This is a genomic window from Microbacterium sp., from assembly GCF_046295495.1.
Classification (GTDB): domain Bacteria; phylum Actinomycetota; class Actinomycetes; order Actinomycetales; family Microbacteriaceae; genus Microbacterium.
In genome coordinates this window covers 1-26846 of sequence record NZ_JBKBNC010000033.1, presented here as the reverse complement: position 1 = coordinate 26846, position 26846 = coordinate 1, and the positions used below count along the sequence as shown (strand labels likewise).

The following is a 26846-nucleotide window of genomic DNA, read 5'->3' as shown; positions in this document are numbered from 1 at the left end:
GGGCGGCAGCGCGGGTGCCGCGGCGACGGCGATCCCGGCGGTCGCCAGACGCGCGGCCACGGTCTCGAGGTCGTCGGGGTGCACGACCGCGGTGGCGCGCACGTGCGGGGCGTCGGGCGCCCAGGGCGCGCCGCTCGGCAGGACCAGGGCCAGCCCGGCATCCGCGTCGTCGGCGAGGGCGAGCAGCAGCGCCGCGCGCTCGGGATCGGCGGTCTCGATCTCGACGTCCAGGCCGTCGCGGGCCCGCGGACCCAGGGCCTCGCGAAGGGCGCGCACCGCGAGGGCGTCGACCTCCTCACGCGTCGTGACCGCGGGCGCGAGCCAGCCGTGGCGGGCCGCGGTGACGGCATCCGCGGTCTCGATCGGCGCGTCGCTCAGACGCAGCGTCAGACGGGCTCCGCCGGCCTGCGCGCGTCGGCGGGCCCACGCGGCGAGTTCGCGCACGGCGTCGAGCGTCTCGACGACGGGCAGCGGGAGCGCGACACCGGCGCGGAGCCCGCGCAGTCTCGGCTCCTCGAGCAGGCGGGTGAGGACCGCGACGGTCAGGTCGAGGTCGTCGCGCCCCTCGACGATGAGGGTGACGTGGGTGTCGGCGGCGAGCGCGTCGACGAAGAGCGGCAGCAGGCGCTCGGCGGCGAGATCGACGTCGGCGTCGAACGCCCACGGTGACCGCCCCGGAACCGCGTCGGAGACCGTGAGCGAGACGCGCGTCACGTCGTCGCGGGCGACGAGGGCCCGGACGCCGTCGAATCGGCGCCGTGCCCCGCCCTCTCCCCGCACCGCCGGACCGATCAACCGCAGGTCCAGCGAGGCGCCCTCGGCGCTGCGCGCGGCCAGGTCGGCGGTCAGTCGCTCGGGGCGGGCGTCGAGGGCCAGCGCCGCGAGCAGGTCGCGCAGCGCGCGACGCGCGAGGGGGACCGCGGGAGTCGGCAGCAGGGGCGCGACCGCGCCGCCCACCTGCAGGGCCCCGCGCACGAACCACGGCAGTGACGAGGGCACGACCCCCGCGAGGCGGTGCAGGGCGGAGGCCGCGGCCGTGATGCTCTCGGGCCGGACGATGCCGTCCGCCGCGGCGGCGAGGAAGTCGGCGGTCTCGAGGTCGGCCGCGAGGTCGTCGAGACCCGACCCGGCGCTGCGCGACGAGAACGCCGAGACCCGCGCCGCGGCACGGGCGGCGACCTCGGCAGAGAGCGCTGGACCGGTGGCGCGCGGGTCGTTCGTGCTCATGCTCGTCAGCCTAAGCATCGCGCGCGTGCCATCCCGGCGGCCCGCCGCGCAACCCGCGGATCTGCCGCCGACGAACCCGGCGACCCGGGCGCCGCGCGGGGCGGGCACGGCCGTGTGCGCACGGTCCCCCGGCTCCTTCGCTACTGTCGGTGCAGCCCCGACACCGACGGAGATCCGCATGGCCCAGACCTTCACCGACATGCCCCTCGAGCTCCTGCACGAGTACCGCCCGGCCCTTCCCGCCCCCGGCGACCTCGACGCGTTCTGGGACGAGACCCTCGCCGCGGCGCGGGCGGCGGCGGGTCCCACCGTGCTCGCCGACGTCGACGGGCCCGTGCGCGCGCTGCGGGTGCAGGACCTGACCTTCACCGGATTCGACGGCGACGAGATCCGCGGCTGGGTCGTGCGACCCCTCGGCGATGAGGTCCTGCCCGCGGTCGTGGAGTTCATCGGGTACGGCGGCGGGCGCGGCCTCCCCGGCGAGAAGTCCGCCTGGGCCACGGCCGGCTACGTGCACGTCATCATGGACACCCGCGGGCAGGGCTCGACGTGGAGCGTCGGCGAGACGCCCGACCCGCACGGCTCGGCATCCGCGTTCCCGGGTGTGATGACGCGCGGCATCCTCGACCCGCGCGACTACTACTACCGCCGCCTCTACACCGACGCCGTCCGCCTGATCGACGAGGTGCGGAAGATGGATGCCGTCGACCCGGCGCGCATCGCCGTCACCGGCGGCAGCCAGGGCGGCGGACTCGCGATCGCCGCGGCGGCCCTCTCGGGCGGCGCGGTGGCCGCGCTCATGCCCGACGTGCCGTTCCTCGCGGACTTCCCGCGCGCGATCACGCGCACGCCCCTCGCGCCGTTCACCGAGATCACGCGTTTCCTCTCGGTGCACCGCGACGCCGCCGACGACGTGCTGCGCACGCTGTCGTACGTCGACGGCGCGATCCTGGCGCGCCGCATCACCGCGCCCGCCTTCTTCTCGGTCGCCCTCATGGACGACGTGGTGCTGCCCTCGGGGGTCTTCGCGTCGTTCCACGCCCTGGCATCCGAAGACGCCGCCATCGAGGTGTACCCCTACAACGGACACGAGGGTGGCGGCTACCGCCACTTCATGAAGCAGGTGGCCTGGCTCGACGCCCGCTTCGCGCGCTGACCCGGCGGCATCCGCGCTCCGCGTCGGAAGAGGGATCCCGCGGGGGCGGGCCTTCCGTGCCGCCGGCGCGGGCGATCAGGGCCAGACGCTGGGCGCCGGGCGCTTCGTCGAAGGCAGCGCCGAGCCCGCAGCCCAGTCGTGCACCCACTCCTGGATGTCGGGCAGCCCCTCGGGGCGACCGACGGCGGCGAACAGCTCGTCGTGCGGCACCGTCCCCCCGGAGCGTCGCAGGATGCGCGCGCGGATGATCGCGCGGGCGTAGATCTCGCCGCTCACCAGCGCGCGGTGCTCGAGGTACACCGCCCGCTCGTCGTGCCCGATGAGGCGCGTCTCGAGGTCGAAGCGCTGCCCCAGCTCCAGCGACCGCCGGAACGTGATGGTCTCCGCCGCCACCACCGCGTACCACCCCTGCCGCGTCATCGCCGCCAGCAGCCCGGTGCGCGTCAGCAGATCCCAGCGCCCCAGATCGAACAGCGACAGGTAACGGCCGTTGTTCATGTGCCGCAGCAGGTCGATGTCGGTGGGCAGGACCCGGATCCGCATCCGTGCGACCGTGTCGGGGGCGATGGCCCCCTCGCGGCGGAGGCGACGGCGGGCACGCATGAGCACGAGAAGAGTGCGCCAGAGGACGTTCACGAGGGGCGAGCGTAGCGATCCGACCACGGATCGGCGATCCCGTTGTGCGCTCGCGACAATTCCGGCGGCTCAGCGCCGCGACGTGTCGTCGCTCGGCGCCGTCGCGGTGACCGTGGTCCGCTCGGGCGGCCGCGGCGGATAGACCCAGGTCACCAGCACGACCGACACGATCATCAGCAGGAACCACGACGTCAGCTTCGACGCGTCGACCGGATGCCACCCGCCCACCTGCGAGGGGTACAACCACGCCCCCGCGTAGGTGGCGATGTTCTCGGCGAACCAGATGAACAGCGCCACGCCCGCGAAGGCCAGCAGCAGCGGCATCCGGAACGTGCCCCGGAAGAAGCGGAAGTGCATCGTCGTGCGGCCCCACAGCACCACGACCGCCACGATGAGCACCCAGCGGAGGTCGACGATCCAGTGGTGCGAGAAGAAGTTGACGTAGATGAACGCGGCCGCCACCGCCGTGAGCCACCGACGCGGGTAGCGGTCGAATCGCAGGTCGAACAGGCGGTACACGCGCACCATGTAGCTTCCGACCGCGGCGTACATGAAGCCGCTGTACAGGGGCACGCCGCCCAGGCGCAGCACCCCGTCGGCGGCGTACATCCACGACCCGACGTCGGTCTTGAACAGCTCCATCACCGTGCCCACGACGTGGAAGAGCACGACCACGCGCAGTTCGCGCAGCGTCTCGAGGCGGCCGGCCACCATGGCCACCTGGATGAGCACGGCCGCGATCGTCAGGGCGTCGTTGCGCGCGAGGGCCGCATCGTCGGGGTACCAGAGCTTGGCCGCGAGCACGACGACCAGGAACGCGGCGCCGAAGACGCAGGCCCACGCCTGCTTGAGCACGAACACGCCGAACTCCACCGCGCGCGCTCGCACGCCCGTCGTCGGCGCCCCCGCGAGCAGGCGGTGGGCGGCCGCGTCGATGCGCGCCTCCACGGAGGTGAGCGGCTGGCGATCCGGCACCCCGGCATCGTGGCACACGCCGCTCGACGAACGCCCCGATAGCGCATCCGCCCCGGGTCCCCCGCCGATTTCACCTGCGCCCTGCCCGCGCGTAGAGTCACGCCATGACTGCGGAAACCCGAACCGACATCGTCGTCCGTCCGGTGCGTGATGTGGATGCCGAGGCCCTGGGCCGCGTGCACGCCACCTGCTGGCACGAGACCTACGACCACCTCATCAGCAAGGCCGCCCTCGAGGCCGTCTCCCCCCGCCGGATGGCGGAGCTGTGGACCCACTGGGCCTCGCAGGGCGACGACTACCGCATGCACGCCGCCCTCGTCGACGGCGAGATCGTCGGCTTCGTCGGCTCGGGCCCGGCCCGCGACGACGACGCCCCGCGCGAGCGCGAGCTGTACTTCATCTACCTCCTCGACGCCTTCCACGGCACCGGCATCGGCCAGCAGCTCTTCGACGCCGCCGTCGCGGACGGCGAGGGCCTGTACCTGTGGGTGGCCGACGACAACCCGCGCGCCCACCGCTTCTACACGCGCAACGGCTTCGCCCTCGACGGAGCGAGCCAGGTGCAGCCCTTCCTCGGTGAAGAGCTCACCGAGGTGCGTTTCGTCCGCTGACGTGCTGCGCATCTGGGCCCTCGACGGCATCCGGGAGATCACCCCGGGAGATGACCTCGTCTCGGCGATCCTCGACGCCATCGGGGCGGCCCCGGATGAGGAGGGCCGCCTGCGCGACGGCGACATCGTCGTGGTCACCAGCAAGGTCGTCTCCAAGGCCGAGGGCCGTGTCATCCACGCCTCCGATCGTGAAGACGCCATCACGCGCGAGACGGTGCGGCTCGTCGCCTCGCGCACCTCGCCCACCGGGCACCTGACGCGGATCGTCGAGAATCCGCTCGGCATCGTGTCGGCCGCCGCCGGCGTCGACGCGAGCAACACCCCCGAGGGCACCGTGCTGTTGCTGCCGGTCGATCCCGACGCCTCGGCGCGGGCGCTCGCCACGGGCCTGCGCACCGCGACCGGGGCCCACGTGGGCGTGCTCATCACCGACACCCTCGGTCGCGCCTGGCGCGAGGGCCAGACCGATCACGCCATCGGCGCCGGCGGCGTGCACGTGTTCGAAGACCTCCGGGGGACCACGGATGCCGAGGGCCGCCCGCTCGTGGTGACCCTGCCGTGCGTGGCCGACGAGATCGCCGCGGCCACCGACCTCGTCAAGGGCAAGGCCGCGCGCCGCCCCGTGGCGATCGTGCGCGGCCGCGCCGATCTGGTGGGCGACCTCGACCTGCCGGGCGCGCGGTCGATCGTGCGCGACCCCGCGCGCGACATGTTCCGTCAGGGCGCCGACGAGGCGTACGCGGAGGGCTTCGCGGCGGGTCGGGCCGCCGGCGGCTGACCCCGCGGGGCATGCCCCACCGCGGAACGCCCTGTTCACGGCACGCCCCGTTCACGGCGTGCGCTCCCGACCCCCTCGAGCGGGCCGAGAAGGAACAGACGAAGACGCGGTCGCCGGCGTCGACGCCGCGAGACGCCGGCCAGCGGATGCCGCGAGCGGCGAGGGGTCTCCGCAGCCGCGCGGGGCGCTCCGCGGCTGTCAGCGCTGCTTGACGTCGCCGAACAGACGGGCGATCGGAACGAGAACCGCCGGCCGCGCGGCGACCCACGCCGCGGCCATCACGACGAGGGATGCCGCGAAGATCACCAGCCCGGTCGGGTCACTCGTGTACTCACCGGGGTCGACCGAGCCGCGCGCGGCGTACATGTGGTCGAGGTTGCGCAGGGCCCCGGTGGCGAGCACCAGGCCGACGTGCACGACGATGAACGCCACGAAGAAGAGCATGACCGGGAAGTGCACCCTGCGCGCCCACTCGACCGGGTACAGGCGGTTGAGCCGCTCGGCATCCTTCGGCCAGATGCCGGAGAGACGCACCCCGCTGACGATCGCGAGCGGGGCGGCCACGAAGGTGATCGCGAAGTACGACAGCTGCTGCAGGCTGTTGTAGTTCACCCAGCCGTTCTCGGTCGGCCAGTCGAGCGCGGCGTACTGCAGAGCCGCCGAGAGGGCGTTGGGGAAGACCTCCCACGACGTGGGCACGATCCGCATCCACTGCCCGGTGGCCAGGAGCAGGACGACGAAGATCACGCCGTTGGCGACCCACAGGATGTCGATCGCCTGGTGGAACCACAGCGCCAGGCTGATGCGGCGCCTCTTGTTGCGGCGCGGCGACCAGAACGCGGCGGGCCGCTTCTCGCGGCGCACCTGCCACCCGGTGCGGATGATGAACAGCAGGAAGAAGCTGTTGAGGAAGTGGGCCCAGTTCAGCCAGGCGGGCAGCCCCACCGGCGCCCCCTCGGGCAGGGGGTACTCCCCCGGGAAGGCCGCGAGGAACTGCTGCCCCGGCTGCAGCGCGAGCACGAACCGCGCGAGCAGCACGACGATGCCCGCCAGCGCCAGCGCGAAGACGCCCAGCACCGCCGCCGACGCGAGCCACTGCACGGGTGTGTACGCCCCGAGTCGCCTCGGCTGCGCCCGTGTCGCCCGCGGGGCGGATGCCGCCGCACCCGGGTGGACGGTCCGCGGCACGGTGAGGGGCGGGCGCGGGACGCGCGGAGCGGGGGGACCGCCCGTTACGGCCGGGAGCCCCGGGGACGCCGGCGAGGGCGCGGTGGCGGCTGCCGTCGCCCCGACGGCGGGCGGGGCATCGCCGATCTCGGAGGACCGCGCGGAACTCGCGAGATCCGCCGCGGAGGCCCCGGGGTCGGCTCGAGGCTCCGGGTTCGCCTCCTCGATGCGGGCGGAGTCGGCCGCCGGCCACGGCTCACCGCCGGGCTCGCGCGGGAGCCCGCGCCGGATGGAGCCGGCGGTTCCGGGCGAGTCGGCGGCAGCGGGGACGCCGGAGGCCGGTCCGACGCCCGACGCCGTGCGAGCGCCGGATGCGGCGAGGCCATCGGACGCCGCGCGACCGTCGGCGACGACCTCTCCCGAGCCGGAAGCATCAGCGGTCGCACCGGCCGGATCGCCCGACGTCACCGGCGGCGTCGCCGCGGGCGCCGCGGGCCACGGCTCGCCACCGCGGACGCGGGGAAGCCCCTGTCGCCCGAGGGGCGCGGTGCGGTCGTCACCGAGACCCTCGCGCTGTTCCGTGTCTCGTGACGCGGACGCCGCACTCGCGGCCTCGGCCCGCGCGCCGACCGGGTCGGCGACCCCGGCCTGCACCCCGGCATCCGTGTCGTCACCGGGCACGCCGGAGGCCGCGGGCGGCCAGGGCTCCCCACCGGGGACGCGCGGCAGCCCGCGACGCGGGGTGCGGGGTGTGGACGCCATCTACTGTCGGGGCTGATTCCTGTGGGCGTTGAGCGCGCTGATGAGCTGCGGGACGACGGTGAACAGGTCTCCGACGATACCGAAGTCGGCGATGGCGAAGATGGGCGCCTCGGGGTCTTTGTCGACCGCGACGATGGTGGTAGCGGTCTGCATGCCGGCGCGGTGCTGGATCGCGCCCGAGATCCCGAGCGCCACGTACAGCCGCGGCGACACCGACACGCCGGTCTGCCCCACCTGCGCGCTCGCGGGCACGTAGCCCGCGTCGACCGCGGCACGGGAGGCCCCCACCGCGGCTCCCAGCACGTCGGCGAGCTGCTCGACGAGAGCGAAGTCCTCGCGTGAGCCGACCCCTCGCCCGCCCGCCACGACGGTCTTCGCCCCGCGCAGCTCCGGACGCGACGACGGCGCCGTGGTCTCGGAGAAGGCCTCGACGCGCGCCGCGGGGTTCCCGGATGCCGTGACCTCCAGCTCCCGCACCGACAGGGGCTGGGCCGCCGGTCGTCCCTCGACGGCCCCGGGCCGCAGGGTCGCCACGAGCGGGCCGAAGGTGGGGGCTCCGACCACGGTGAAGGCCCCGCCGAACGCGGAATGCCGCGCGACGACGCCGAGGTCGTCGCGGTCGATGCCGACGACGTCGGTCGCGATCGGCACCCGCAGCCGCGCCGCGAGACGGGCCACGGCGTCGCGGGACTCGACGGCGTTGGAGGCGAGCACGAGGTCGGGGCTCTCGAGCGCGACCGCCGCGGCGAGCGCGTCGACGACCGGCACGGTGAGCTCGTCGGAGCCGGTCACGGCGGTGAGCACGCGCGCGGCACCGAGGCCCGCGGCCTCGACGGCGGCGGCCTCGACGAGCTCGGCGGAGGCGGCGACCACCGCGACGGGCTCGCCCACCCCCGCGGCGGCCGTGAGCAGCCCCGGGGCCGACGCGGCGAGCGCGCCCCCGGGGAGCACCTCCAGCAGCACGAGCGCGACGCTCATCACGCCACCCCCTCGGCGACGAGGAAAGCGGCGAGCTTCTCGCCGGCATCGCCCTCGTCGACGATCTTGATCCCCGCGGTGCGCGGCGGCCGCTCGGCCACCGAGAGCATGATGTACCGCGCGACGGCGGGGTCGTCGGCGTCGACGCCGAGGGCGGCGGCATCCACCGTCTCGTACGGCTTCTTCTTGGCCGCCATGATGCCTTTGAACGTCGCGAAGCGTCCCTCGCCGAGCGCCTCGGTGACGGAGACGACGGCCGGCAGGGGCGCCGACACGCACATCGTGCCGGCATCGCTCACCCGGTGGCCCGCGACGGCGGCGTCGGAGATCTCCACGCTCGACAGCGACGTGAGCTGCGGCACCCCGAGCATCTCGGCGACCATCGCGGGCACGACGCCCCCGCCGCCGTCGGTGGAGAGGTTGCCCGTGATGACGAGGTCGAAGCCCACGCGCCGGATCGCGGCGGCGAGCACCTCGGCCGTCAGCAACGCGTCGGCACCGCGCAGCGCGTCGTCGACGACGTGCACGGCGCCGGTCGCCCCCATCGCCAGAGCCTTGCGGATCGTCGCGGTGGCCGACGCCGGCGCCATCGCCACCACGGTGACCTCGGTGCCGGGGTGCGCGTCGGCGTGGGCGAGGGCGACCTCGACGGCGCGCTCGTCGATCTCGTCGAGCACCGCGGCCGAGGCGCCGCGGTCGGTCAGGCCCGTCTCGAGGTCGAGACGGCGCTCCCCCCACGTGTCGGGGACTTCTTTGATCAGCACCACGATCTTCATCGATGCGGCTCCTTCGACGGGGGGACGGATGCCGCAGCCGCGGCGGGACCGGCGGGGTGGGCCCCCGCGGGGTAGCGTGAAACGCGAGGAGGACCGATGACGCGACGACTGCCGGTCGACCCGATCGCCGAGGCCAAGCGCCAGTGGCTGGCGCACGGGTGGGACGACGCCGCCGACGGCATGACGGTCGTGACCTCGGTGATCCGTGCGCACCAGCTGCTCATGGCATCCATCGACCGGGCGCTCAAGCCCTTCGACCTGTCGTTCTCGCGGTTCGAGATGCTGCGGCTGCTCGCCTTCGCGCGGGAGGGGCGGATGCCGATGGCCAGCGCCATCGCGCGCCTGCAGGTGCACCCGACGAGCGTGACGAACACGGTCGACCGCCTCGCGCGCGACGGGTACCTCGCGCGCGAGCCGCACCCCACCGACGGGCGGGCGGCGCTCCTGGTGCTCACCGACGCGGGGCGGCGACGCGTGGAGGAGGCGACCGACGCGCTCAACGCCGTCTTCGCCGACCTGGGCCTCGACGACGACGACGCGACGGCGCTCGTGCGGATCATCGCGCGCTTCCGCAAGGGCGCGGGCGACTTCGCCGATCCCGCACCGGTCCCCGAGCCGCTCTGACCCCGGTCCGCGTGCGGCGACGCCGGACGACGCGGGCCGCGATCGACCGGGGTGGTGCCCGTCGCCTGGTTCATCGGTGCGTGAACGACGGCGACCGCTTCTCGCGGAACGCCGCCATCCCCTCCTTCTGGTCGGCCGTGTCGAAGAGCGCCGCGAACGCCTGGCGCTCGAAACGCACGCCCTCGGCGAGCGTCGATTCGAGGGCCACGTCGAGCGCGGCCTTGGCGGCGTACAGCGCGGGCAGCGGTTTGTCGGCGATCGTGCGGGCCACCGTCTCGGCTTCCTCCAGCAGATCGGCGGCGGGCACCACACGCGACACGAGGCCCGCCCGCTCGGCCTCGGCGGCGTCGATCATGCGGCCGGTCAGCACGATCTCGGCGGCCTTGTAGTAACCGAGCGCCCGCACGAGACGCTGCGTGCCGCCCATGCCCGGGATGACGCCGAGTTGCACCTCGGGCTGGCCGAACCTCGCGCGATCGGAGGCCAGGATCACGTCGCACATGAGGGCGAGCTCGCACCCGCCGCCCAGCGCGTATCCCGACACCGCCGCGATCACCGGCGTTCGCACGGCGGCGAAGCGCGCCCACGCGCCGAAGTGATCGGTGAGCATCATGTCGAGACCCGACTTCTGCTCCATCTCTTTGATGTCGGCGCCGGCGGCGAAGGCCTTCTCGCTGCCCGTGACGACGATCGCCCCCACGCCCTCGTCGGCGTCGAAGGCCTCGGCGGCGGCGACGACCTCGGTCATCGTGCGGGTGTTCAGCGCGTTGAGCGCCTCGGGGCGGTCGAGGGTGATCCACCCGACGCGACCCCGCTGCTCGACGCGGATCGTCTGGTATCCGGCATCCTGATCGGTCATTTCACTCCTGTCGTGACGGTGCGGACGAGCCCGTCCCGGCATGCTCGCACGCGCCCCCGACATCCGCCCAGGGGGTTCCCCCTCCGCGGGGCGACCCCGCGGCCGGGAGTGCCGCGAGCCGCCGAACAGACCCTCTTCCGCCGAGATCACCCCCCTTTGCCGCGGATCGCCGGTCTTCTCGGCACACGGGTGCGACTTCGCGTCGGGTCCGCGACACGCGACCCGCGGGTGCGCCGCTCACGCCGCGAGCACCTTGCGGCCGATGAGGAGACGCATGATCTCGTTGGTGCCCTCGAGGATCTGGTGCACGCGCAGGTCGCGCACGACCTTCTCGATGCCGTAGTCCCGCAGGTAGCCGTAGCCGCCGTGCAGCTGCAGCGCCTCGTTGGCCACGCGGAAGCCCACGTCGGTCGCGAAGCGCTTCGCCATCGCGCAGCGCGTCGCCGCATCGGGCGCCTGCGCGTCGAGCGCATGAGCCGCGTCACGCACGAGCAGACGCGCGGCGTCGAGCTCGGTCGCCATGTCGGCCACGGCGAAGATGACCGACTGCTTCTCGCTCAGGGCCTCACCGAAGGTGAAGCGTTCGTGCACGTAGGCGACCGCCCGGTCGAGGGCCCAGCGCGCCCCTCCGAGCGAGCAGGTGGCGATGTTGAGCCGGCCGCCGTTCAGGGCGTTCATCGCGATCGAGAACCCGCGTCCCTCGCCGCCGAGCAGATTCTCCGCGGGCACGCGCACCTGGTCGAGGATGACGGGACGGGTGGGCTGGGCGTTCCACCCCATCTTCTTCTCTCTGGGCCCGAACGACAGCCCCTCGGCGTCGGCGGGCACGAGGAAGGCGCTGATGCCGCGCGCCCCCGGCTCGCCCGTGCGCGCCATGACGACGTACACCGAGGCCTCGCCGGCGCCCGAGATGAACTGCTTCACACCCGTGAGCACGTAGGTGTCGCCGTGGCGGATGGCCGAGGTGGTGATCGCCGCTGCGTCCGACCCCGCGCCGGGCTCGGTGAGGCAATAGGCCCCGAGATCGGCCATGGCGACCAGGCTCGGCAGCCACCGCTCGCGCTGGGCGGCCGTGCCGTACGCATCGATCATCCACGCGACCATGTTGTGGATGGTGATGTAGGCCGTGACGGCAGGGTCGCCGTAGGCGAGCTCCTCGAAGATCGCCACGGCGTCGGCCCGACTCAACCCGGCCCCGCCCACGTCGTCGGCGACGCAGACGCCGCCGAGCCCCAACTCCCCGGCGCGGCGCAGCACGTCGCGGGGGAAGTGCTCCTCGGCATCCCACTCGAGGGTGTGCGGGGCGAACTCGGCCGCGGTGAAGTCGCGGACGGCCTCGAGGATGGCGTCGCGCTCGTCCGCCGACAGGGTGCTGGCGGAGGGGGCGTCGAGCGCGGGGGCAGGGGTGGTGTCCATGCGGCTCTCCTTCGTGGGGCGACGGCGTCGTCGCGCCCGGCCAGATTACCTGGACGTCCTATTATTAATAGGGGTACTGACTAAGCGGATGCCACCCCGAAAAGCGCTCCGACCGCGTAGGTGGCGGCGAGCGCGAGCGCCCCGCCGATCACGGTGCGCACGATCGCCCGGCCTCGGCGGGCCCCGCCGATCCACGCGGCGAGATACCCCGTCACCGCCAGCGCGATCAACACGGCGGCGAAGGTCGCCCCCACCCGCACCTCGACCGGCGTGAACAGGATCGTCAGCATCGGCAGGATCGCGCCGATCGTGAAGGCCACCGCGGAGGCGAGGGCCGCCGCCCACGGGCTCACGACGTCGTCGGCGTCGATGTGCAGCTCGACCGCGAGGTGGGCGCGGAGGGCGTCGGATGCCGTCAGCTCGGTCGCGACGCGGGTCGCGGTCTCGCGCGACAGCCCCTGCGCCTCGTAGAGCCCCACGAGCTCCGCGAGCTCGGCCTCGGGGTCGTCGGCGATCTCGCGGCGCTCCCTCTGGATGAGCGCGTGCTCGCTGTCGCGCTGGCTCGACACCGACACGTACTCCCCCAGCGCCATCGAGATCGCGCCGCCGACGAGGGCGGCGAGGCCGGCGATGAGCACGGGCCCCGTCTGCGTCGTGGCCCCCGCGACGCCGACCACCACCGCCGCGGTCGAGACGATGCCGTCGTTGGCTCCGAGCACTCCCGCGCGCAACCAGTTGAGGCGCTGGGACAGGCCCTGGCGGTGCGGTTCGTCGGCGTGCACGCCGTTCGCGGTGCTCATGTCGCTCACGGTAGACCCCGATGTCGACGCGGGGTGGCGACGCCGCCCGAGCGATCGACGTTCGCCCCTCGTTCACTCGTCCGTCACCGCCGCGCGCGAGACTCACCGCGGCGCCGCCCCGCGGCATCCCCGTGCACGCCCCCGCGACGCACGCGTACCCCAGCACCCGAGGACACAGCCATGCCTTCGCCCTTCCTCCGACGCGCGGTCACCGTGACCGCGACGACGGCGGCCGTCTGCGCGCTCGCCCTGTCGAGCGCGACCGCCGCCTCCGCCGCCCTCGTCGCCGATCCCGTGCGCGACGCCCCCGCGGGCTCCGCGGTGAGCCTTCGCCCCCTCGGCACGTACGAGACCGGGGTGTTCGACCAGTCGGCCGCCGAGATCGTGCACGCCTACAAGAACCGCCTGTTCGTGGTCAACGCGCAGGCCGGCTCCGTCGAGGTGCTCGACAACCGCAACCCGGCCGCTCCCACGAAGCTCTACGACATCACGGGGACGGGAGTGGCGAACTCGCTCGCGGTGCGCGCCGACGGCCTCGGTGTCATCGCCCTCGAGGCGACCGGGAAGACCGCCCCCGGGCGCCTGGTGTTCTTCGACGCCGACGCGGCCGAGGCCACCGTGCTGGGAGAGGTGACCGTGGGCGCCCTGCCCGACATGGTCACGATCACCGACGACGGTACCGCTGCGGTCGTCGCCAACGAGGGCGAGCCGGCCGACGACTTCTCGACCGACCCCGAGGGATCGGTCGGCATCGTCGCCCTCCCCGCCGGCAAGGCCGCGCCGAGCCAGAGCGCCGTGCGCACCGCGGGCTTCTCGGCCTTCGAGGAGGGCGGATCGAAGACGCTCGACCCGGCCGTGCGCGTGTTCGGTCCCGACGTCACCGCCCCCGACCAGGGTGACACCCCGCTCGCCGCCAACCGCGTGAGCCGCAACCTCGAGCCCGAGTACGTCGCCCTCGCCGGCGGCACGGCGTACGTCACGCTGCAGGAGGCGAACGCCCTCGCCGTCGTCGACCTCGCCTCGGCTGAGGTCACCGGCATCCGTCCCCTGGGCTTCAAGGACTACGGCGTCGAGACGCTCGACGCGAGCGACCGCGACCCCGAGGACGCCCCCACCTTCACCGAGAAGAGCCACCCGGGCCTGTTCGGGATGTACATGCCCGATGGCATCCAGGCGTTCGAGGCCGAGGGCGAGACCTACCTCGTCACGGCCAACGAGGGCGACGGACGCGAGTGGGGCGACTACAACGACACCGCCCGCGTGAAGGACCTCGGCGATGACGGCCTCGCGCCGGTCTGCGACGACAGCCCGCTCGCGGGCTCCCTCGACGACGCCGACCTCGGGCGCCTCAACGTCGCCACCGACATGGGCCTGAACGACGACGGCACCTGCTACTCCGAGCTGTACACCTTCGGCGGTCGTGGCTTCTCGGTGTGGAACACCGCCGGCGAGCAGGTCTTCGACTCCGGCGCCGACTTCGAGCGCATCACGCACGAGGCGAACCCCGATTTCTTCAACTCCAACCACTCCGAGTCGAACCTCGAGGGCCGCAGCGACGACAAGGGCCCCGAGCCCGAGAGCCTCGCGATCGGTCAGGTCGACGGTCGCACCTACGCCTTCATCGGCCTCGAGCGCGTGGGCGGCGTGATGACGTACGACATCACCGACCCCGAGGACGCGACCTACGCCGGATACGTCAACAACCGCGACTTCTCGGTGTCGGTCGAAGACGAGCTGACCGGCGACGACACCACCGACCGTGAGCTGCTGTCGAGCGCCGGCGACCTCGGCCCCGAGGGCGTCGAGTTCATCCCCGCCGCCTCCTCCCCCACGGGGCGGCCCCTCGTGGCCGTCGGCAACGAGGTGTCGGGCACGACGACCGTCTTCGCGGTCGACAACCCGAACGTGAAGGACATCGACATCCTCGCGCTGAACGACTTCCACGGCCGTCTCGAAGCCGGATCGCAGGGCGAGGCCGGTGCGGCCGTGATCGCCGGGACGGTGAAGGCCAAGGAGGCCGCCAACCCGAACACGCTGTTCGTCTCGGCCGGCGACAACATCGGCGCCTCGACGTTCACCTCGCTGATCCAGGACGACTCCCCCACGATCGACACCCTCCTCGACGCCGGCCTCGACGTCTCGGCCGTGGGCAACCACGAGTTCGACCGCGGCTTCGCCGACCTGACCGATCGCGTGCTCCCCGAGTACGGCGGCGGACAGTACGGACTCGGCGCCAACGTGTACAAGAAGGGCACGAAGGAGCCCGTGCTCGACGAGTACGCGGTCGAGGACGTCGACGGTGTGCGCGTGGCCTTCATCGGCACCGTCACCCCCGACACGGCCACCATGGTCGACCCGGCCGGCATCGCCGACCTCGAGTTCGGCGACCAGCTCGAGGCCGCGAACCGCGTGGCCGACGAGATCACCGCGCAGGACCTCGCCGACGTCATCGTGCTGCTGACGCACTCGGGGGCAGCGACCTCGGACGACTGCACCGCCCTCGCCGCCGACCAGGCCGGCTTCGGCGACCTCGCCGTCAACGCCTCGCCCGAGATCGACGCGATCGTCTCGGCCCACACGCACCAGACGTACGCGTGCGATGTGCCGGTGGCCGGCACCGACCGCACCCGCCCGGTGATCCAGGCCTCGGAGTACGGCAAGGCGATGGGTCAGCTCTCGCTGCGCTGGGACACGCGCACCGAGTCGCTGGCATCCGTCTCCGGCACCACGTTCCCCCTCGCAGGGGCGTTCGCCCCGGACGCCGCGATCGAGGCGAAGGTGGCCGAGTACGTCGCCCAGGCCGACGTCATCGGCGCGAAGCCGGTCGGCGAGATCAGCGGCGACATCCTGCGCGGGGGCACGCCGTCGGGCGCCGACCGCGGCGTGGAGTCGTCGATGGGCAACTGGGTCGCCGACGTGTACCTGTGGGCCACCTCGCAGAACCCGACCTACCCCGGCACGACGGCCCAGATCGCGCTGATGAACCCGGGCGGCCTGCGCGCCGATCTGTTGAAGGGCGACGACGGCGTGGTCACCTACAAGGAGGCAGCCCTGGTGCAGCCGTTCGCCAACACCCTGGTGACGGTCACGCTGACGGGTGAGCAGCTCCGCGGCATCCTGAACGAGCAGTGGAAGGCCACGGGCGATCGCCCGAAGCTGCACCTCGGCGTGTCCGACGGCTTCACCTACACCTACACGCAGGATGCCGCGAACCCCCGCGTGGGCTCGGTCGTCTCGATGTCGTACCAGGGTCGACCGGTCACCGACGCCGACACGTTCACGGTCGTGACCAACTCGTTCCTCGCGAACGGCGGGGACGGCTTCCCGACCTTCGCCTCGGGCACCGACCGCACCGACACCGGCCAGATCGACCTCGACGCGACGCTCGCGTACTTCGAGGCCACGCCGCTGGTCGACCCGGCCCCGCTCGGGCGCGCGGCGCTGTCGACGGGTGAGAACCCCGAGCCCGGTCAGCCCGGCGAGCAGCCGGGTCAGCCCGGCGAGCAGCCCGCGCCCGGCGAGCCCGGCGAGCAGCCCGCGCCCGGCGAGCCCGGCGCCCAGCCCGGTCAGCCCGGCACCCAGCCCGGTCGGCCCGCGGGCAACCCCGGCGGCGACCTCGCGAACACCGGCGTCGAAGCCCCCTGGGGCATCGCCCTCGCGGGCGGCTTCCTCGTGGTCGCGGGCGGTCTCGCCTTCGCCCTGCGCAAGCGTCGCACCGTCTGACGACCGACACCGGGACGGCCCTCACCCTCACGGGTGGGGGCCGTCCCTTTGCGCGTGAGGGGTCGAGAAGTTTCGCCCAGCCGGGCGCGGGGCGACGACTCGCGGTCGCTCACGCATAAGGGGACCCGGGGCGCGCGACCTCGCGGCCGATAACCTGTGCGGCATGACCTCGTCCCGCACCACCGGCCCGGCGACCGCCCGCGGCGGCTCACCCGGGCCGACGTTCTGGGTCTTCGCCGTCACCGGCGTGATCGCGATGATCGTGGCCTGGGTGTGGTTCGGGATGGCGTTCGAAGAGGAGATGAGCGACCAGCCGAAAGCGACTGCCGCGGGCACGACCATGGCCGGCTTCGGGGCGAGTCTGGGCGTCCCGCCCCTCGTGTTCGCGCACGTGGTCGGCGTCGTCATCCTGGGGCTCACGGCGTTCCCCGGGCGCCGCCGCACCGCTCCCGTGTGGGCCTGGGCCGTGGCGAGCGTCGCGGTCGCGTCGATCATCGGCCTGCTCGTGGCCGAATGGCTCTACGGCGGCCGGCTCTTCCTGATGGGCGTCGACGGCGATACGGGATAGGTGCCCTGACCTCGCCGGGAGCGGGTGTCGCCGACGTTCACCTCCGTGGCGCAGGGTGCCGCGGGGCCGGGTCAGTACCGCCGCAACAGGGCCGCGAGGGCCTGGCCGCCGCCGATGCACATCGTCACCACGGCGTACTCGAGGTCGCGGCGCTGCAGGTCGAGGGCGGCGCGCACGGTGAGGATCGCCCCGGTCGCGCCCACCGGGTGACCCAGCGCGATCGCGCCGCCGTAGGGATTGACCTTCGCCGGGTCCAGGCCCGCATCGCGGATCACCGCGAGCGTCTGGGCCGCGAACGCCTCGTTCAGCTCGACCACGTCGACGTCGGCGGGCGTGAGACCCGTCTGCTCCCACAGTCGCTGCAGCGCGATCACGGGGGCGTAGCCCATGATCTCGGGGTCGACGCCCGCGGTCGTGACGGCCTCGAGCGTCGCCAGGCCCGTGAGCCCCCGCTCGCGCACGTCGTCCTCGCGCATCAGCACGGTGGCGGCGGCCCCGTCGTTGATCCCCGAGGAGTTGCCGGCGGTGACCGACCCGTCCTTCTCGAAGGCCGGCCGCAGTCCCGCCAGGGCCTGCATGGTCGTTCCGGGGCGCGGGTGCTCGTCGACCGACACCTCGACCGGGCGCCGGCCGCCGGTCGTCACGGGCACGATCTCCTCCGCGAACGCCGCGCGCGCGGCATCCGTGGCCGCCCTGTGCTGGCTCTCGACGGCGAAGGCGTCCTGCTCCTCGCGCGAGACGGAGTACCGGGATGCCACGACCTCGGCCGTCGTCCCCATGTGCCGACCGCTGAAGGGGTCGGTGAGGATCGCGAGAGTGCCGTCGAGGAGGGTCCGGTCGCCGAGGCGGGCGTTGCCGCGGGCGCCGTACTCGAGGAAAGGCGTGCGCGACATGCTCTCGTCGCCGCCCGCGACGACCACGTCGACGCCGCCCCAGCGCAGCTCCTGAGCGCCCGACCAGATCGCCTGCAGGCCGGAGCCGCAGAGGCGGTTGACCGTGAACGCCGGAACCCGGGTCGGCAGCCCCGCGGCGAGGGCGACGCGGCGGGCGTTGTAGGCGTCGGGGCCGTTCTGGGCGATGCAGCCCATCACGACCTCGTCGACGGCGTCCTTCTCGACCCCGGCGCGATCCAGAGCCGCCTCGACCGCGACGGCGCCGAGCTCGTACGCGTCGATGCCCGAGAGCGATCCGCCGAACGAGCCGATGGGCGTGCGCGCGCCCGAGACGATGACGATCCGCGGCTCGGACATCAGCCCGCCGCCTCCTCGGGCCGCTCCTGCGTCTCGACCTCGGCCGCATCCGGGACGTATCCATCGACGTGCCGTTCGTCGGGCCCGACGTACTCCGAGAGGGGACGGATCAGGGCGTTCGCGGCCTGCTGCTCGCGGATGTGCGCCGTCCAACCGGTCACGCGTGCCGCGACGAACAGCGGGGTGAAGGTGAGGGTGTCGAAGCCCATGAGGTCGTACGCCGGACCGGAGGGGTAGTCGAGGTTCGGGTAGATGCCCTTCCGCTCGACGAACTGCGCCTCGAGGGCGTCGTACAGCGCGGCGACGTCGGGACGGTCGTAGAGCGCGACCAGGGTGTCGAGGGCGGCCTTCATCGTGGGCACGCGCGAGTCGCCGCGCTTGTAGACGCGGTGGCCGAAGCCCATGATCTTGCGCTTCTCGGCGAGCGCCGCGTCGAGCCACGGGCCGACGTCCTCGGCCGAGCCGATCTCGGTGAACACGTGCAGCACGGCCTCGTTCGCGCCGCCGTGGAGCGGCCCCTTCAGCGCCCCGATCGCGCCCGTGACCGCGGAGTACAGGTCGCTGAGGGTCGACGCGATCACGCGCGCGGTGAAGGTCGAGGCGTTGAAGGAGTGCTCGGCGTACAGGATCATCGAGCCGTTGAACGCGTCGACGACGACGGGGTCGGCCTCCTCGCCGAACGTCATCCACAGGAAGTTCGCCGCGTAGTCGAGGTCGTCGCGGGGCTCGATGAGCTCCTGGCCGCGGCGGCGGCGCTGGCCGTACGCGACCACGGCGGGCAGCTGCGCCCACAGGCGGATGCTGCGCTCGAGGTTCTCTTCGGGGGTGCCCACGGCATCCATCACGTTCGAGATCCCCGCCGTCTCGCGCGCGCCGATCAGGCTCACGGCGGTGCGCACCTCGTCCATCGGGTGGGCCGTGGTGGGCAGCAGGTCGATCGCGGCGCGGACGTCGGCGGTCAGCGCCCGGTGCTCGCGCTCGGTGCGGCGCAGGGCGGCGAGCTGCTCGGCATCCGGCAGCTCCCCGTTCCACAGCAGAGACGCCACCGCCTCGAACGGCTGGGTCGCGGCGAGTTCCTGCACGGGGTATCCGCGGTAGAGCAGGCTGTTGGTCTCGGGGTTGACCTTGCTGATGGCGGTCTCGTCGACCGTGACGCCGGCGAGGCCCTTCTTGATGTCGGTCATCGTCTCTCCCTTGAGTCGTGCGTGCGGTGTCGTGCGAGCGCCGGCGCGGCGTCAGCGCTCGACGGTGAAGTCGAACACGTCGGCATCGAAGCGCGTGTAGCCCTCGTAGTCGATGAGGTCGTACAGGTCGGCGCGGTGCTGCATCTCGCCGAGCCGGTCGCGCAGGTGTCCCTCGGATGCCAGGGAATCCAGGCCCCGACCGGCCGCTCCCATCGCCAGGCGCAGCAGCGACACCGGCCAGATGACGAGGTTCACGCCGGCGTCCTGCAGCTGACGCGTCGAGAAGAGTTCGCTCTTTCCGAACTCGGTCATGTTGGCCAGGATCGGCACGTCGAGCGCGGTGCGCATCGCCTCGAACTCGCCGAGGTCGCGCATCGCCTCGGGGAAGATCGCGTCGGCGCCCGCGTCGACCAGGGCCTTCGCGCGGTCGATCGCGGCATCCAGGCCCTCGACGGCGCGCACGTCGGTGCGGGCCATGATCAGGAAGTCCGGGTCGCGGCGGGCGTCGACGGCGGCGCGGATGCGCTTGATCGCGGTGTCGGCGTCCACGACGCTCTTGCCGTCGAGGTGTCCGCAGCGCTTCGGGTTGACCTGGTCCTCGATGTGGGTGCCCGAAAGTCCCGCGTCTTCGAGCGTCTGGATCGTGCGGGCGACGTTCATCGGCTCGCCGAAACCGGTGTCGGCGTCGATGATCGCCGGTAGGTCCGTCATGCGCGCGATCTGCTGCCCCCGGCCCGCGACCTCGGTGAGGGTCGTGAGGCCGATGTCGGGCAGACCGAGGTCGGCCGAGATGACGGCTCCCGAGATGTAGACGCCGTCGAATCCCTTGCGCTCGATGAGCCGGGCCGACAGCGGGTTGAAGGCCCCCGGCATCCGCACGAGTTCTCCGGATGCCAGCTTCTCGCGCAGCGCGCGACGCTTCTGCTGCGGCGTGGTCTGGGCGTACAGCATCAGAACAGCCCCTTGGGCGCCGGCGCGAGCGCGAGTACGCCGGGCTTCGCGACGATCGTGAGCTGCATGACCTCGGCGGGGGTCAGTTCGGGCAGACGCTGCACGAGTTCGAGGAACCGCTCGATCTCCTCGGCGAGCAGCACCGGCTCGGCCAGCAGGCGGAACTTGCGCACGTAGTCCTCGCGGGCGAAGGGCCGGGCGCCCAGGGGGTGGGCGTCGGCGACGGCGATCTCGTCCTCGACGGTGGAGCCGTCGGTCAGGGTGATCACGACGCGGCCGCCGAAGGCCTTCTCGTTCGGATCCTCGGAGTGGTAGCGGCGCGTCCACTCGGCATCCTCGGCCGTGGTGATCTTGTGCCACAGCTCGACCGTGTCGGCGCGGCCCGCGCGCTCGGGCGCGTACGAGTCGACGTGGTGCCAGGCTCCGTCCTGCAGGGCGACGGCGAAGATGTACGGAATCGAGTGGTCGAGCGTCTCGCGCGAGGCCGTCGGGTCGTACTTCTGCGGGTCGTTCGCCCCCGAGCCGATCACGTAGTGCGTGTGGTGGCTGGTGTGCAGCACGATGGATGCCACGTGGGCCGGGTCGCGCAGCTCGGGGCGCGCGGCGCCGAGGCGACGGGCGAGGTCGATCCACGCCTGCGCCTGGTACTCGGCCGAGTGCTCCTTCGTGTACGAGCCGAGGATGCCGCGCTTGCTCTCGCCCTCGCCCGGCAGGGGCACGTCGTACGAGGCGTCGGGGCCGTCGAGCATCCAGGCGATCACGCCGTCCTCGCCCTCGTAGATGGGCGAAGGGCTGGTCTCGCCGCGCATCGCGCGGTCCACGGCCTCGATCGCCATCTTCCCGGCGAAGGCGGGGGCGTGCGCCTTCCACGTCGAGATCTCGCCCTTGCGCGACTGGCGGGTGGCGGTGGTGGTGTGCAGGGCCTGGCCGATGGCCTGGTAGATGGTCTCCTGATCGAGGTCGAGCAGGGTGCCGATCCCGGCCGCAGCCGACGGGCCGAGGTGGGCGACGTGGTCGATCTTGTGCCGGTGCAGCGAGATCGCCCGCACGAGGTCGATCTGGATCTCGTACGCCGTCGCAAGGGCGCGCACGAGGGCGGCGCCGTCTTTGCCGGTGTGCTGGGCCACCGCGAGGACGGGCGGGATGTTGTCGCCCGGGTGCGAGTAGTCGGCGGCGAGGAAGGTGTCGTGGTAGTCGAGCTCGCGCACGGCGACGCCGTTCGCCCAGGCCGCCCACTCGGGGCTCGATCGACGCTCGAGCGCGCAGCCGAACACCGTGGCGCCGGATCCGCCGATCGACACCGCGTGGTCGAGGGCCTGCTGGCGCGCGGCGCTCACCGGCTGCCGGGTGAGGGAGGCCGCGGCCACGGCGGCGTTGTCGATGAGGCGGTTGACGATCATGTCGACCACGTCGTCGTCGACCGGGACCGCGTCGACCGCGACGCGCGCGAGCGCCCAGGCGAGCTGGCCCTCGCGGGCGAGGTTCTCATCGCTACGGTGCACGCGCACGTGGTGGGTGATCGTCATGAGGGGTCCTCCGTGAGGGCTTCGAGGATGGTGGTGAGGGCGTTGTGCAGGTGCACGTGGGTGGCGTGCGCGGCGAGTTCGGGGTCGCCGTCTCCGATCGCTCGGGCGATCAGTTCATGCTCTCGCGCCGAGGCGGCGAGGCGGAGGGGGTTGTCGCGCGCCATCCGGCGCACCCGCACGAGGTGGGTGCGCACGCCGCGCAGCGCCGAGGAGAGGTAGGGATTGTCGACCGCCGCATCGATGGCGGCGTCGAAGCGGGCGATGAGGGCGTAGTAGGCATCGGCATCCGTGGTGTCGACGCGCGCCAATTCGTCGGCCAGCGCCGAGAGCGGGCGCCGGTCGCCGCGCCGGGCCGCCAGTCGCGCCGCCTCCGTTTCGAGCGCGCGGCGCAGATCGAACAGCGCGCGGATGTCGTCGGCGTCGATCCCGGCGACGACCGTGACCCGCGCCGACGCCTGGGCCACGAGGCCGTCGGTCGCGAGGCGGCGCAGCGCCTCGCGCAGCGGGGTGCGGCTGACGCCGAGGCGGGTCGACTGCTCGACCTCGCCGAGGACGGTCCCGGGCGCGAGGACACCGGTCTGGATCTCGTCGAGAAGGGTCGCGTAGGCGCGCTCACCTGCTCGCATCGCCCACCTCCTCGTCGCCCCCATCAGTGTATGCACTGAGACGAGAAGGCGCACGGTGATCACGCGGATGACCGCCTTGCGTATACAGAGATTCGCCGCAATCACCTCTCGCATTGCGGCGTTCACCCTGCCACACTGAGCGCATGCTCGTCACGACCATGAACGATGTCCCCGGCCGCCAGATCGTCGAGGTGTACGGCGAGGTGACCGGCCTGACCGTGCGCGCCCGCAACATCGGCGTGCAGTTCGGCGCCGGACTCAAGTCGATCTTCGGCGGCGAGCTGCAGGGCCTCACGCAGCAGCTGCAGGAGAGCCGCGACGAGGCCAAGCAGCGCCTCGTCGAGCAGGCCCAGGCCCTCGGGGCGGATGCCGTCATCGCGATGCGGTTCGACACGAGCGAGGTGGCGCAGAACTTCCAGGAGGTCGTCGCCTACGGCACCGCGGTCAAACTCGGCTAGCACCCCTCCCGCTCGAGGCGTCGAGGATCGTCGCCGGGCAGGTTCCGCGGCGACGAACGTGACTCCTCATGCGAGGTGCGCGGATCGCCGGTCAGCTTCGGCCCCACGACTCCAGCGTCGAGGGGATGGATGCCAGGGTGCTCAGCGCCGCGTCGCGGTCGGCGCGGGCGAGGGTGAGCCCGGCCACCACGAGCGCGGCGCAGACCGCGGCGAGGGCGTCCACGGCATCCGAGGTCAGGTCGGGGCGACGATCGGCGACCGCGGCACGGATCGCCGCGCGCATCTCGGCGGCGTAGTCCGAGACGAGGGTTCGCACCTCGGCGTCGTCGCTCGCGAGGGGCGACGATCCGGCGTTCAGCAGCAGGCAGCCGAGCCGGGCGCGCGGGGTGTCGGTGGCGATCCCCGCGCGCATCTCGTCGACGTAAGCCTCGAGCGCGCCGGGGTCTCCCCCGCCGAGCGGACGGAGGCGGGTGCGCACGACATCGTCGAGGTAGGCGGAGAGCACGGCGTCGAAGAGGCCGCGCTTGCTGCCGAAGGCGTTGTACAGGCTCGAGCGCGTGAGGCCCGTCGCCTCTTCGAGTTCGACGATGCCCGCCTCGGCATAGCCGCGGCGCCAGAAGACGTCGCGCGCGGCGTCGACGACGACGGAGCGCTCGAAGCTCGGCATCCTGCCCATGGTCTTTCCTCTCCTGCGTCACGCGCTGTCCGCCGGCGCGACCGGTCGCGGCGCGGCCGGCCCCTCGACGGACTCCAGGGCCTTCGGGGTTGCATCCGCAGGCTCGAGGTCTATATTAGACCGGTCGTTACAAAATAACCACAGGAGGCATTCCATGCGCGCAGTCATCCACCACGAGTTCGGCGAGCCCGCCGACGTCCTCGGCGTCGAAGAGGTCGAGACCCCGACCCCCGGCCCCGGCGAGGTGCGCCTGCGCGTGCTCCTGTCGCCCATCCACAACCACGACCTGTGGACCATCCGCGGCACCTACGGCTTCACGCCCGACCTTCCCGCCCACGCCGGCACGGAGGCGGTCGGCGTCATCGAGGAGCTCGGCGACGGCGTCGAGGGCCTGACCGTCGGCCAGCGCGTCGCCACCGGCGGCACCTTCGGCGTGTGGGCCGAGCAGGTCGTCACGAAGGCCGCGGGCCTGATCCCCGTCGCCGAGGGCCTGTCCGACGAGGTCGCCTCGCAGCTGGTGTCGATGCCCTTCAGCGCCATCAGCCTGCTGCACTCGCTCGACCTGAAGGCCGGCGACTGGATCGTGCAGAACACCGCCAACGGCGCCGTCGGCCGCATGGTCGCGCAGATCGCCGCGGCCCGCGGCATCCGCGTGATCGGCCTCGTTCGCCGCCGGAGCGCGGTCGACGAGCTCGCCGCGCAGGGCATCGACGACGTCGTGTCGACCGACTCCGCCGACTGGCGCGAGAAGGCTCTCGCCCTTGCCGACGGCGCGCGGATCGTCGCGGGCGTCGACTCCGTCGGCGGCTCGGCCAGCAACGACGTGCTGTCGCTGCTGAGCGAGAACGGCACCCTCGTGATCTTCGGCTCGATGGGCGCGGGCAAGCTCGAGCTCTCGGCCGGTGACATCATCTTCCGCCAGGCCACGGTCAAGGGTTTCTGGGGCAGCGTCGTGAGCAGGACGATGGATGCCGACACCCGCGGCGCCCTCTTCGGCGAGCTGTCGCGCTACCTCGCCGACGGCACCGTGACCCTCCCCGTCGCCGCCACCTACGGCCTCGACGAGATCGTCGACGCGGTCGCCGCGAGCGACTCCCCCCGCGTGGGCAAGGTGCTGCTGCGCCCGTGAGAGTGTGACGCCGCGGGGGCCTTGGGGTCCCGCGGCGCCCGGGGGCTGGCGCGAGGCTCATCGAGTGTCCAAAACACCCGGACAAAATTTCAGAACGTCCGGGTGTTTTGGACACTCACCGGCGGGAAGCGCGGGGAACGGCGGGAACCGCGCGCGGCAGCGGGACCCGCGGGACAGGGCGCAGGTTTCAGGCGCCGGGTAGCTCCCGCAGCGCCTTCTCGAGCGCGTCGATCGCGGGGCGCTGACCCTTCACGAGGGCCTCGCGCGCGGCATCCAGGTTCATCCACTCGACGCGGTCGACCTCGGGGAACGAAGCCGTCTTGCCGGAGCGGGGCGGCCACGGCATCTCGAACGTGCCGAACGTGAAGGCGGATGCCGTGAACCCGGCCCCGTCGCCGGCGAACACCACGACCTTCTTGCCGCTCGAGTACGCGAACGTGCCGAGCTCGGCCCACTCCACGGTGGGCGGTTCGACCCCGAGCTCTTCCCGGAACTCGCGGTGGGCGGCATCCAGAGCACTCTCCGTGTCGGGGTCGAACTCCCCCTTGGGGATCGACCATGCCGCCGCATCCTTCTTGGCCCAGAACGGCCCACCCATGTGCGCGATGAGCACCTGGGGCGCGGGGGTGATCCGGTACAGCAGCAATCCCGCGCTCCAGGCGACCATCAGGACACCGCGGCCGGCACCCGGTTCGCCTCGTCGGCGATGATGTCGGCGCGCTTGCGGAACGTGCGAGCCGACACCCGGTCGAGGGCGATCTGGCCGCGCATCTTCTCGGCCTTCTCGTACAGCGACGGACCGCCGAAGCTGGTGAGGACCTTCACGATCACCGGCAGCAGCTCGATCATGAAGAACAGCGCGGCGATGAGGTAGTGCGCCCAGCGCAGCGCCGGCTCGCGTTCGGACAGGCGCTCGAGGGCCGTGATCTGGCTGAGCAGACCCACCGCGGCGGCGTTGCCGTCGGCCACCGACGACGACCGGGCGTTATAGGCGGCCAGGGCCGACTCGTACTGCTGGCGCGCCGCGGGCAGCTGGTCTTCGGCCTGCTGCTTGTTCTGGTCGGCGGAGGATGCCGCGGCCTCGGCGCCGGCGGAGTTCGCGGCGGCCAGGGTCGACTGCGCCTGCTGCAGCTGGGTCGAGAGCGCGTCGTAGGCCGACTGCGCCTGGGCGAGTTGCGCCTGGGCGGCGTCGCTGCTCGCGCCGTCTCCGGCGACCCCGGTGCAGCCGGGGACGGTGCCGGCGCCCTGACCGGTGAGCTCGCACTGGTACACCGCGCGCGCCTGATCGATCACGGTCTGCTGCGCGGCGAGCTGCTGCGTCAGCTGGTCGACGGTCTGCTGCGCCGCGGCCGACTCCGCCGAGGTCGACGAGGTCCCCGTCACGATGCCGGTCGCGGCTTGGTTCTCGAGCGCCGACACCTGGGCGCTCGCGGCGTCGAGGGCCTGCTTCTCGGGGCCGCCGGTCACGGCATCCTGATCGGTCAGCGCCTGGGTGACGTTGGTCGCGTTGACCTCTCGGGCGATGTCGTTCTGGAACACCTGCAGCACGAGCGGCTCGGCGACGACGATGCCGATCAGCGCCGCCATGATCACGCGCGGGAAGGCGAGACCGAGCAGCCGGAAGACGTTCTTCGTCGAGCGCATCGTGGAGGTGAGGAAGCGGTCGAGGTTGAAGATGATGAGACCCCACACGATCGCGAGGGGGATCGCGAGCAGGATGCTCACGCGCACGCCGGTGAGCAGCGCGAACATCATCGACAGCGCCGAGACCAGTGCGGTCCCGGCGAGCACGAGGAACATCTGCACGAAGCGCGGAACCTCCTCGGGCACCTCGTCGAGCACGTCGTTGTCGGCGCCGCCGAGCACGGCCATGCGCCGGATCAGCGACAGGCGCGGGCGACGCGGGTCGTGCCGGCGCAGCCGCGGCGGTCGGGGGCCGGGGGTCACGGGCGCGGCGGCCGGAACCTCGCCGACCTCGCGGGCTTCGTCG

The 26846-nt window shown here is 72.7% G+C and carries 25 protein-coding genes; 8 read left to right on the top strand and 17 right to left on the bottom strand.

Going from position 1 to position 26846, the window contains the following annotated elements:
• Window positions 1-1227 (bottom strand): proline dehydrogenase family protein (locus ACK4LS_RS11570; RefSeq protein WP_409717247.1); only part of this gene is annotated, 1227 nt, incomplete at its 3' end.
• A gap of 178 nt (window positions 1228-1405) precedes the next feature.
• On the opposite strand from ACK4LS_RS11570, the gene ACK4LS_RS11565 reads away from it, so the two are divergent.
• Entirely contained in the window at window positions 1406-2383 is a 978-nt protein-coding gene (locus tag ACK4LS_RS11565) for an acetylxylan esterase (protein ID WP_409717245.1), read from the top strand.
• Window positions 2384-2458: 75 nt separating this feature from the next.
• Here ACK4LS_RS11565 and ACK4LS_RS11560 read toward each other — a convergent pair whose 3' ends face one another.
• Together ACK4LS_RS11560 and ACK4LS_RS11555 are read right to left on the bottom strand one after the other, a co-directional pair.
• Window positions 2459-3019 (bottom strand): acyl-CoA thioesterase, encoded by a 561-nt coding sequence (locus ACK4LS_RS11560; RefSeq protein WP_409717243.1) that lies wholly within the window; start codon window positions 3017-3019, stop codon window positions 2459-2461.
• Window positions 3020-3088: 69 nt separating this feature from the next.
• Window positions 3089-3994: a DUF817 domain-containing protein gene (locus tag ACK4LS_RS11555; protein ID WP_409717241.1), complete on the bottom strand. Its 906-nt coding sequence runs from the start codon at window positions 3992-3994 to the stop codon at window positions 3089-3091.
• A gap of 104 nt (window positions 3995-4098) precedes the next feature.
• Here ACK4LS_RS11555 and ACK4LS_RS11550 point away from each other — a divergent pair, with 104 nt between their 5' ends.
• Complete coding sequence (locus ACK4LS_RS11550) at window positions 4099-4605, top strand: N-acetyltransferase family protein (RefSeq protein ID WP_409717239.1); 507 nt, start codon at window positions 4099-4101, stop codon at window positions 4603-4605.
• A 1-nt stretch (window position 4606) separates the two neighbouring features.
• Window positions 4607-5383, top strand: a complete 777-nt coding sequence (cofE, locus tag ACK4LS_RS11545; RefSeq protein WP_409717237.1) for a coenzyme F420-0:L-glutamate ligase — start codon at window positions 4607-4609, stop codon at window positions 5381-5383.
• Window positions 5384-5581: 198 nt separating this feature from the next.
• On the opposite strand, the gene ACK4LS_RS11540 is transcribed toward cofE, so the two are convergent.
• From ACK4LS_RS11540 to ACK4LS_RS11530, 3 genes are all read right to left on the bottom strand, one after another.
• A complete protein-coding gene (locus ACK4LS_RS11540) occupies window positions 5582-6484 on the bottom strand; it encodes a hypothetical protein (protein WP_409717235.1) in 903 nt (300 codons plus the stop codon).
• Between the two features lie 828 nt (window positions 6485-7312).
• Window positions 7313-8290 (bottom strand): electron transfer flavoprotein subunit alpha/FixB family protein, encoded by a 978-nt coding sequence (locus tag ACK4LS_RS11535; RefSeq protein ID WP_409717233.1) that lies wholly within the window; start codon window positions 8288-8290, stop codon window positions 7313-7315.
• On the bottom strand, window positions 8290-9066 hold the full coding sequence (locus tag ACK4LS_RS11530) for an electron transfer flavoprotein subunit beta/FixA family protein (protein WP_409717231.1): 777 nt from the start codon (window positions 9064-9066) through the stop codon (window positions 8290-8292). The genes ACK4LS_RS11535 and ACK4LS_RS11530 overlap by 1 nt, the downstream gene beginning before the upstream one ends.
• A gap of 96 nt (window positions 9067-9162) precedes the next feature.
• Between ACK4LS_RS11530 and ACK4LS_RS11525 the strand changes: the two genes are divergently transcribed.
• Entirely contained in the window at window positions 9163-9690 is a 528-nt protein-coding gene (locus tag ACK4LS_RS11525) for a MarR family winged helix-turn-helix transcriptional regulator (RefSeq protein ID WP_409717229.1), read from the top strand.
• A gap of 70 nt (window positions 9691-9760) precedes the next feature.
• Here the strand turns inward: ACK4LS_RS11525 and ACK4LS_RS11520 are convergent, their stop codons facing one another.
• The 3 genes from ACK4LS_RS11520 to ACK4LS_RS11510 all read right to left on the bottom strand — a co-directional run bounded on the left by ACK4LS_RS11520 (window position 9761) and on the right by ACK4LS_RS11510 (window position 12765).
• Window positions 9761-10549 carry an enoyl-CoA hydratase-related protein gene (locus tag ACK4LS_RS11520; protein WP_409717227.1) on the bottom strand — a complete coding sequence of 263 codons (789 nt, stop codon included), beginning with the start codon at window positions 10547-10549 and terminating at the stop codon, window positions 9761-9763.
• Window positions 10550-10786: 237 nt separating this feature from the next.
• Window positions 10787-11965, bottom strand: coding sequence for an acyl-CoA dehydrogenase family protein (locus ACK4LS_RS11515; RefSeq protein ID WP_409717225.1), 1179 nt, complete (start codon window positions 11963-11965; stop codon window positions 10787-10789).
• Window positions 11966-12045: 80 nt separating this feature from the next.
• Window positions 12046-12765, bottom strand: coding sequence for a VIT family protein (locus tag ACK4LS_RS11510; RefSeq protein ID WP_409717223.1), 720 nt, complete (start codon window positions 12763-12765; stop codon window positions 12046-12048).
• Window positions 12766-12945: 180 nt separating this feature from the next.
• Between ACK4LS_RS11510 and ACK4LS_RS11505 the strand changes: the two genes are divergently transcribed.
• Window positions 12946-16488: a choice-of-anchor I family protein gene (locus ACK4LS_RS11505; RefSeq protein WP_409717221.1), complete on the top strand. Its 3543-nt coding sequence runs from the start codon at window positions 12946-12948 to the stop codon at window positions 16486-16488.
• A 163-nt stretch (window positions 16489-16651) separates the two neighbouring features.
• Window positions 16652-17056 carry a hypothetical protein gene (locus ACK4LS_RS11500; RefSeq protein WP_409717219.1) on the top strand — a complete coding sequence of 135 codons (405 nt, stop codon included), beginning with the start codon at window positions 16652-16654 and terminating at the stop codon, window positions 17054-17056.
• Between the two features lie 71 nt (window positions 17057-17127).
• Here the strand turns inward: ACK4LS_RS11500 and ACK4LS_RS11495 are convergent, their stop codons facing one another.
• From ACK4LS_RS11495 to ACK4LS_RS11475, 5 genes are read right to left on the bottom strand one after another with little or no spacing between them, the layout of a single operon-like run.
• Window positions 17128-18306: a thiolase family protein gene (locus ACK4LS_RS11495; RefSeq protein ID WP_409717217.1), complete on the bottom strand. Its 1179-nt coding sequence runs from the start codon at window positions 18304-18306 to the stop codon at window positions 17128-17130.
• Window positions 18306-19490, bottom strand: a complete 1185-nt coding sequence (locus ACK4LS_RS11490; RefSeq protein ID WP_409717215.1) for a bifunctional 2-methylcitrate synthase/citrate synthase — start codon at window positions 19488-19490, stop codon at window positions 18306-18308. Before ACK4LS_RS11490 ends, ACK4LS_RS11495 begins: the two co-directional genes overlap by 1 nt.
• Window positions 19491-19541: 51 nt before the next feature.
• Window positions 19542-20441 carry a methylisocitrate lyase gene (gene prpB / locus ACK4LS_RS11485; RefSeq protein WP_409717213.1) on the bottom strand — a complete coding sequence of 300 codons (900 nt, stop codon included), beginning with the start codon at window positions 20439-20441 and terminating at the stop codon, window positions 19542-19544.
• Entirely contained in the window at window positions 20441-21967 is a 1527-nt protein-coding gene (locus ACK4LS_RS11480) for an MmgE/PrpD family protein (RefSeq protein ID WP_409717211.1), read from the bottom strand. The genes prpB and ACK4LS_RS11480 overlap by 1 nt, the downstream gene beginning before the upstream one ends.
• On the bottom strand, window positions 21964-22593 hold the full coding sequence (locus ACK4LS_RS11475) for a GntR family transcriptional regulator (RefSeq protein ID WP_409717209.1): 630 nt from the start codon (window positions 22591-22593) through the stop codon (window positions 21964-21966). The genes ACK4LS_RS11480 and ACK4LS_RS11475 overlap by 4 nt, the downstream gene beginning before the upstream one ends.
• A gap of 143 nt (window positions 22594-22736) precedes the next feature.
• Here ACK4LS_RS11475 and ACK4LS_RS11470 point away from each other — a divergent pair, with 143 nt between their 5' ends.
• Window positions 22737-23051 (top strand): YbjQ family protein, encoded by a 315-nt coding sequence (locus ACK4LS_RS11470; RefSeq protein WP_409717207.1) that lies wholly within the window; start codon window positions 22737-22739, stop codon window positions 23049-23051.
• A gap of 91 nt (window positions 23052-23142) precedes the next feature.
• Here the strand turns inward: ACK4LS_RS11470 and ACK4LS_RS11465 are convergent, their stop codons facing one another.
• Window positions 23143-23718, bottom strand: a complete 576-nt coding sequence (locus ACK4LS_RS11465) for a TetR/AcrR family transcriptional regulator (RefSeq protein ID WP_409717205.1) — start codon at window positions 23716-23718, stop codon at window positions 23143-23145.
• A gap of 163 nt (window positions 23719-23881) precedes the next feature.
• On the opposite strand from ACK4LS_RS11465, the gene ACK4LS_RS11460 reads away from it, so the two are divergent.
• Window positions 23882-24856 (top strand): zinc-binding dehydrogenase, encoded by a 975-nt coding sequence (locus tag ACK4LS_RS11460; protein WP_409717203.1) that lies wholly within the window; start codon window positions 23882-23884, stop codon window positions 24854-24856.
• 187 nt (window positions 24857-25043) lie between these two features.
• Here ACK4LS_RS11460 and ACK4LS_RS11455 read toward each other — a convergent pair whose 3' ends face one another.
• Both ACK4LS_RS11455 and ACK4LS_RS11450 read right to left on the bottom strand, forming a co-directional pair.
• Window positions 25044-25523 (bottom strand): NUDIX domain-containing protein, encoded by a 480-nt coding sequence (locus ACK4LS_RS11455; RefSeq protein WP_409717201.1) that lies wholly within the window; start codon window positions 25521-25523, stop codon window positions 25044-25046.
• Window positions 25523-26846: DUF4407 domain-containing protein (locus ACK4LS_RS11450; RefSeq protein WP_409717199.1), on the bottom strand; the 1324-nt coding region annotated here is incomplete at its 5' end. The genes ACK4LS_RS11455 and ACK4LS_RS11450, both read right to left, overlap by 1 nt.

Coding starts and splice junctions, on each gene's coding strand:
- ACK4LS_RS11525 (WP_409717229.1), top strand. CDS start 9,163: ATGACGCGACGACTGCCGGTCGACCCGATCGCCGAGGCCAAGCGCCAG.
- ACK4LS_RS11535 (WP_409717233.1), bottom strand. CDS start 8,290: ATGAGCGTCGCGCTCGTGCTGCTGGAGGTGCTCCCCGGGGGCGCGCTC.
- ACK4LS_RS11530 (WP_409717231.1), bottom strand. CDS start 9,066: ATGAAGATCGTGGTGCTGATCAAAGAAGTCCCCGACACGTGGGGGGAG.
- ACK4LS_RS11490 (WP_409717215.1), bottom strand. CDS start 19,490: ATGACCGACATCAAGAAGGGCCTCGCCGGCGTCACGGTCGACGAGACC.
- ACK4LS_RS11520 (WP_409717227.1), bottom strand. CDS start 10,549: ATGACCGATCAGGATGCCGGATACCAGACGATCCGCGTCGAGCAGCGG.
- ACK4LS_RS11510 (WP_409717223.1), bottom strand. CDS start 12,765: ATGAGCACCGCGAACGGCGTGCACGCCGACGAACCGCACCGCCAGGGC.
- ACK4LS_RS11470 (WP_409717207.1), top strand. CDS start 22,737: ATGCTCGTCACGACCATGAACGATGTCCCCGGCCGCCAGATCGTCGAG.
- ACK4LS_RS11550 (WP_409717239.1), top strand. CDS start 4,099: ATGACTGCGGAAACCCGAACCGACATCGTCGTCCGTCCGGTGCGTGAT.
- ACK4LS_RS11500 (WP_409717219.1), top strand. CDS start 16,652: ATGACCTCGTCCCGCACCACCGGCCCGGCGACCGCCCGCGGCGGCTCA.
- ACK4LS_RS11495 (WP_409717217.1), bottom strand. CDS start 18,306: ATGTCCGAGCCGCGGATCGTCATCGTCTCGGGCGCGCGCACGCCCATC.
- ACK4LS_RS11480 (WP_409717211.1), bottom strand. CDS start 21,967: ATGACGATCACCCACCACGTGCGCGTGCACCGTAGCGATGAGAACCTC.
- ACK4LS_RS11465 (WP_409717205.1), bottom strand. CDS start 23,718: ATGCCGAGCTTCGAGCGCTCCGTCGTCGTCGACGCCGCGCGCGACGTC.
- ACK4LS_RS11455 (WP_409717201.1), bottom strand. CDS start 25,523: ATGGTCGCCTGGAGCGCGGGATTGCTGCTGTACCGGATCACCCCCGCG.
- ACK4LS_RS11475 (WP_409717209.1), bottom strand. CDS start 22,593: ATGCGAGCAGGTGAGCGCGCCTACGCGACCCTTCTCGACGAGATCCAG.
- ACK4LS_RS11565 (WP_409717245.1), top strand. CDS start 1,406: ATGGCCCAGACCTTCACCGACATGCCCCTCGAGCTCCTGCACGAGTAC.
- prpB (WP_409717213.1), bottom strand. CDS start 20,441: ATGCTGTACGCCCAGACCACGCCGCAGCAGAAGCGTCGCGCGCTGCGC.
- ACK4LS_RS11515 (WP_409717225.1), bottom strand. CDS start 11,965: ATGGACACCACCCCTGCCCCCGCGCTCGACGCCCCCTCCGCCAGCACC.
- ACK4LS_RS11505 (WP_409717221.1), top strand. CDS start 12,946: ATGCCTTCGCCCTTCCTCCGACGCGCGGTCACCGTGACCGCGACGACG.
- ACK4LS_RS11460 (WP_409717203.1), top strand. CDS start 23,882: ATGCGCGCAGTCATCCACCACGAGTTCGGCGAGCCCGCCGACGTCCTC.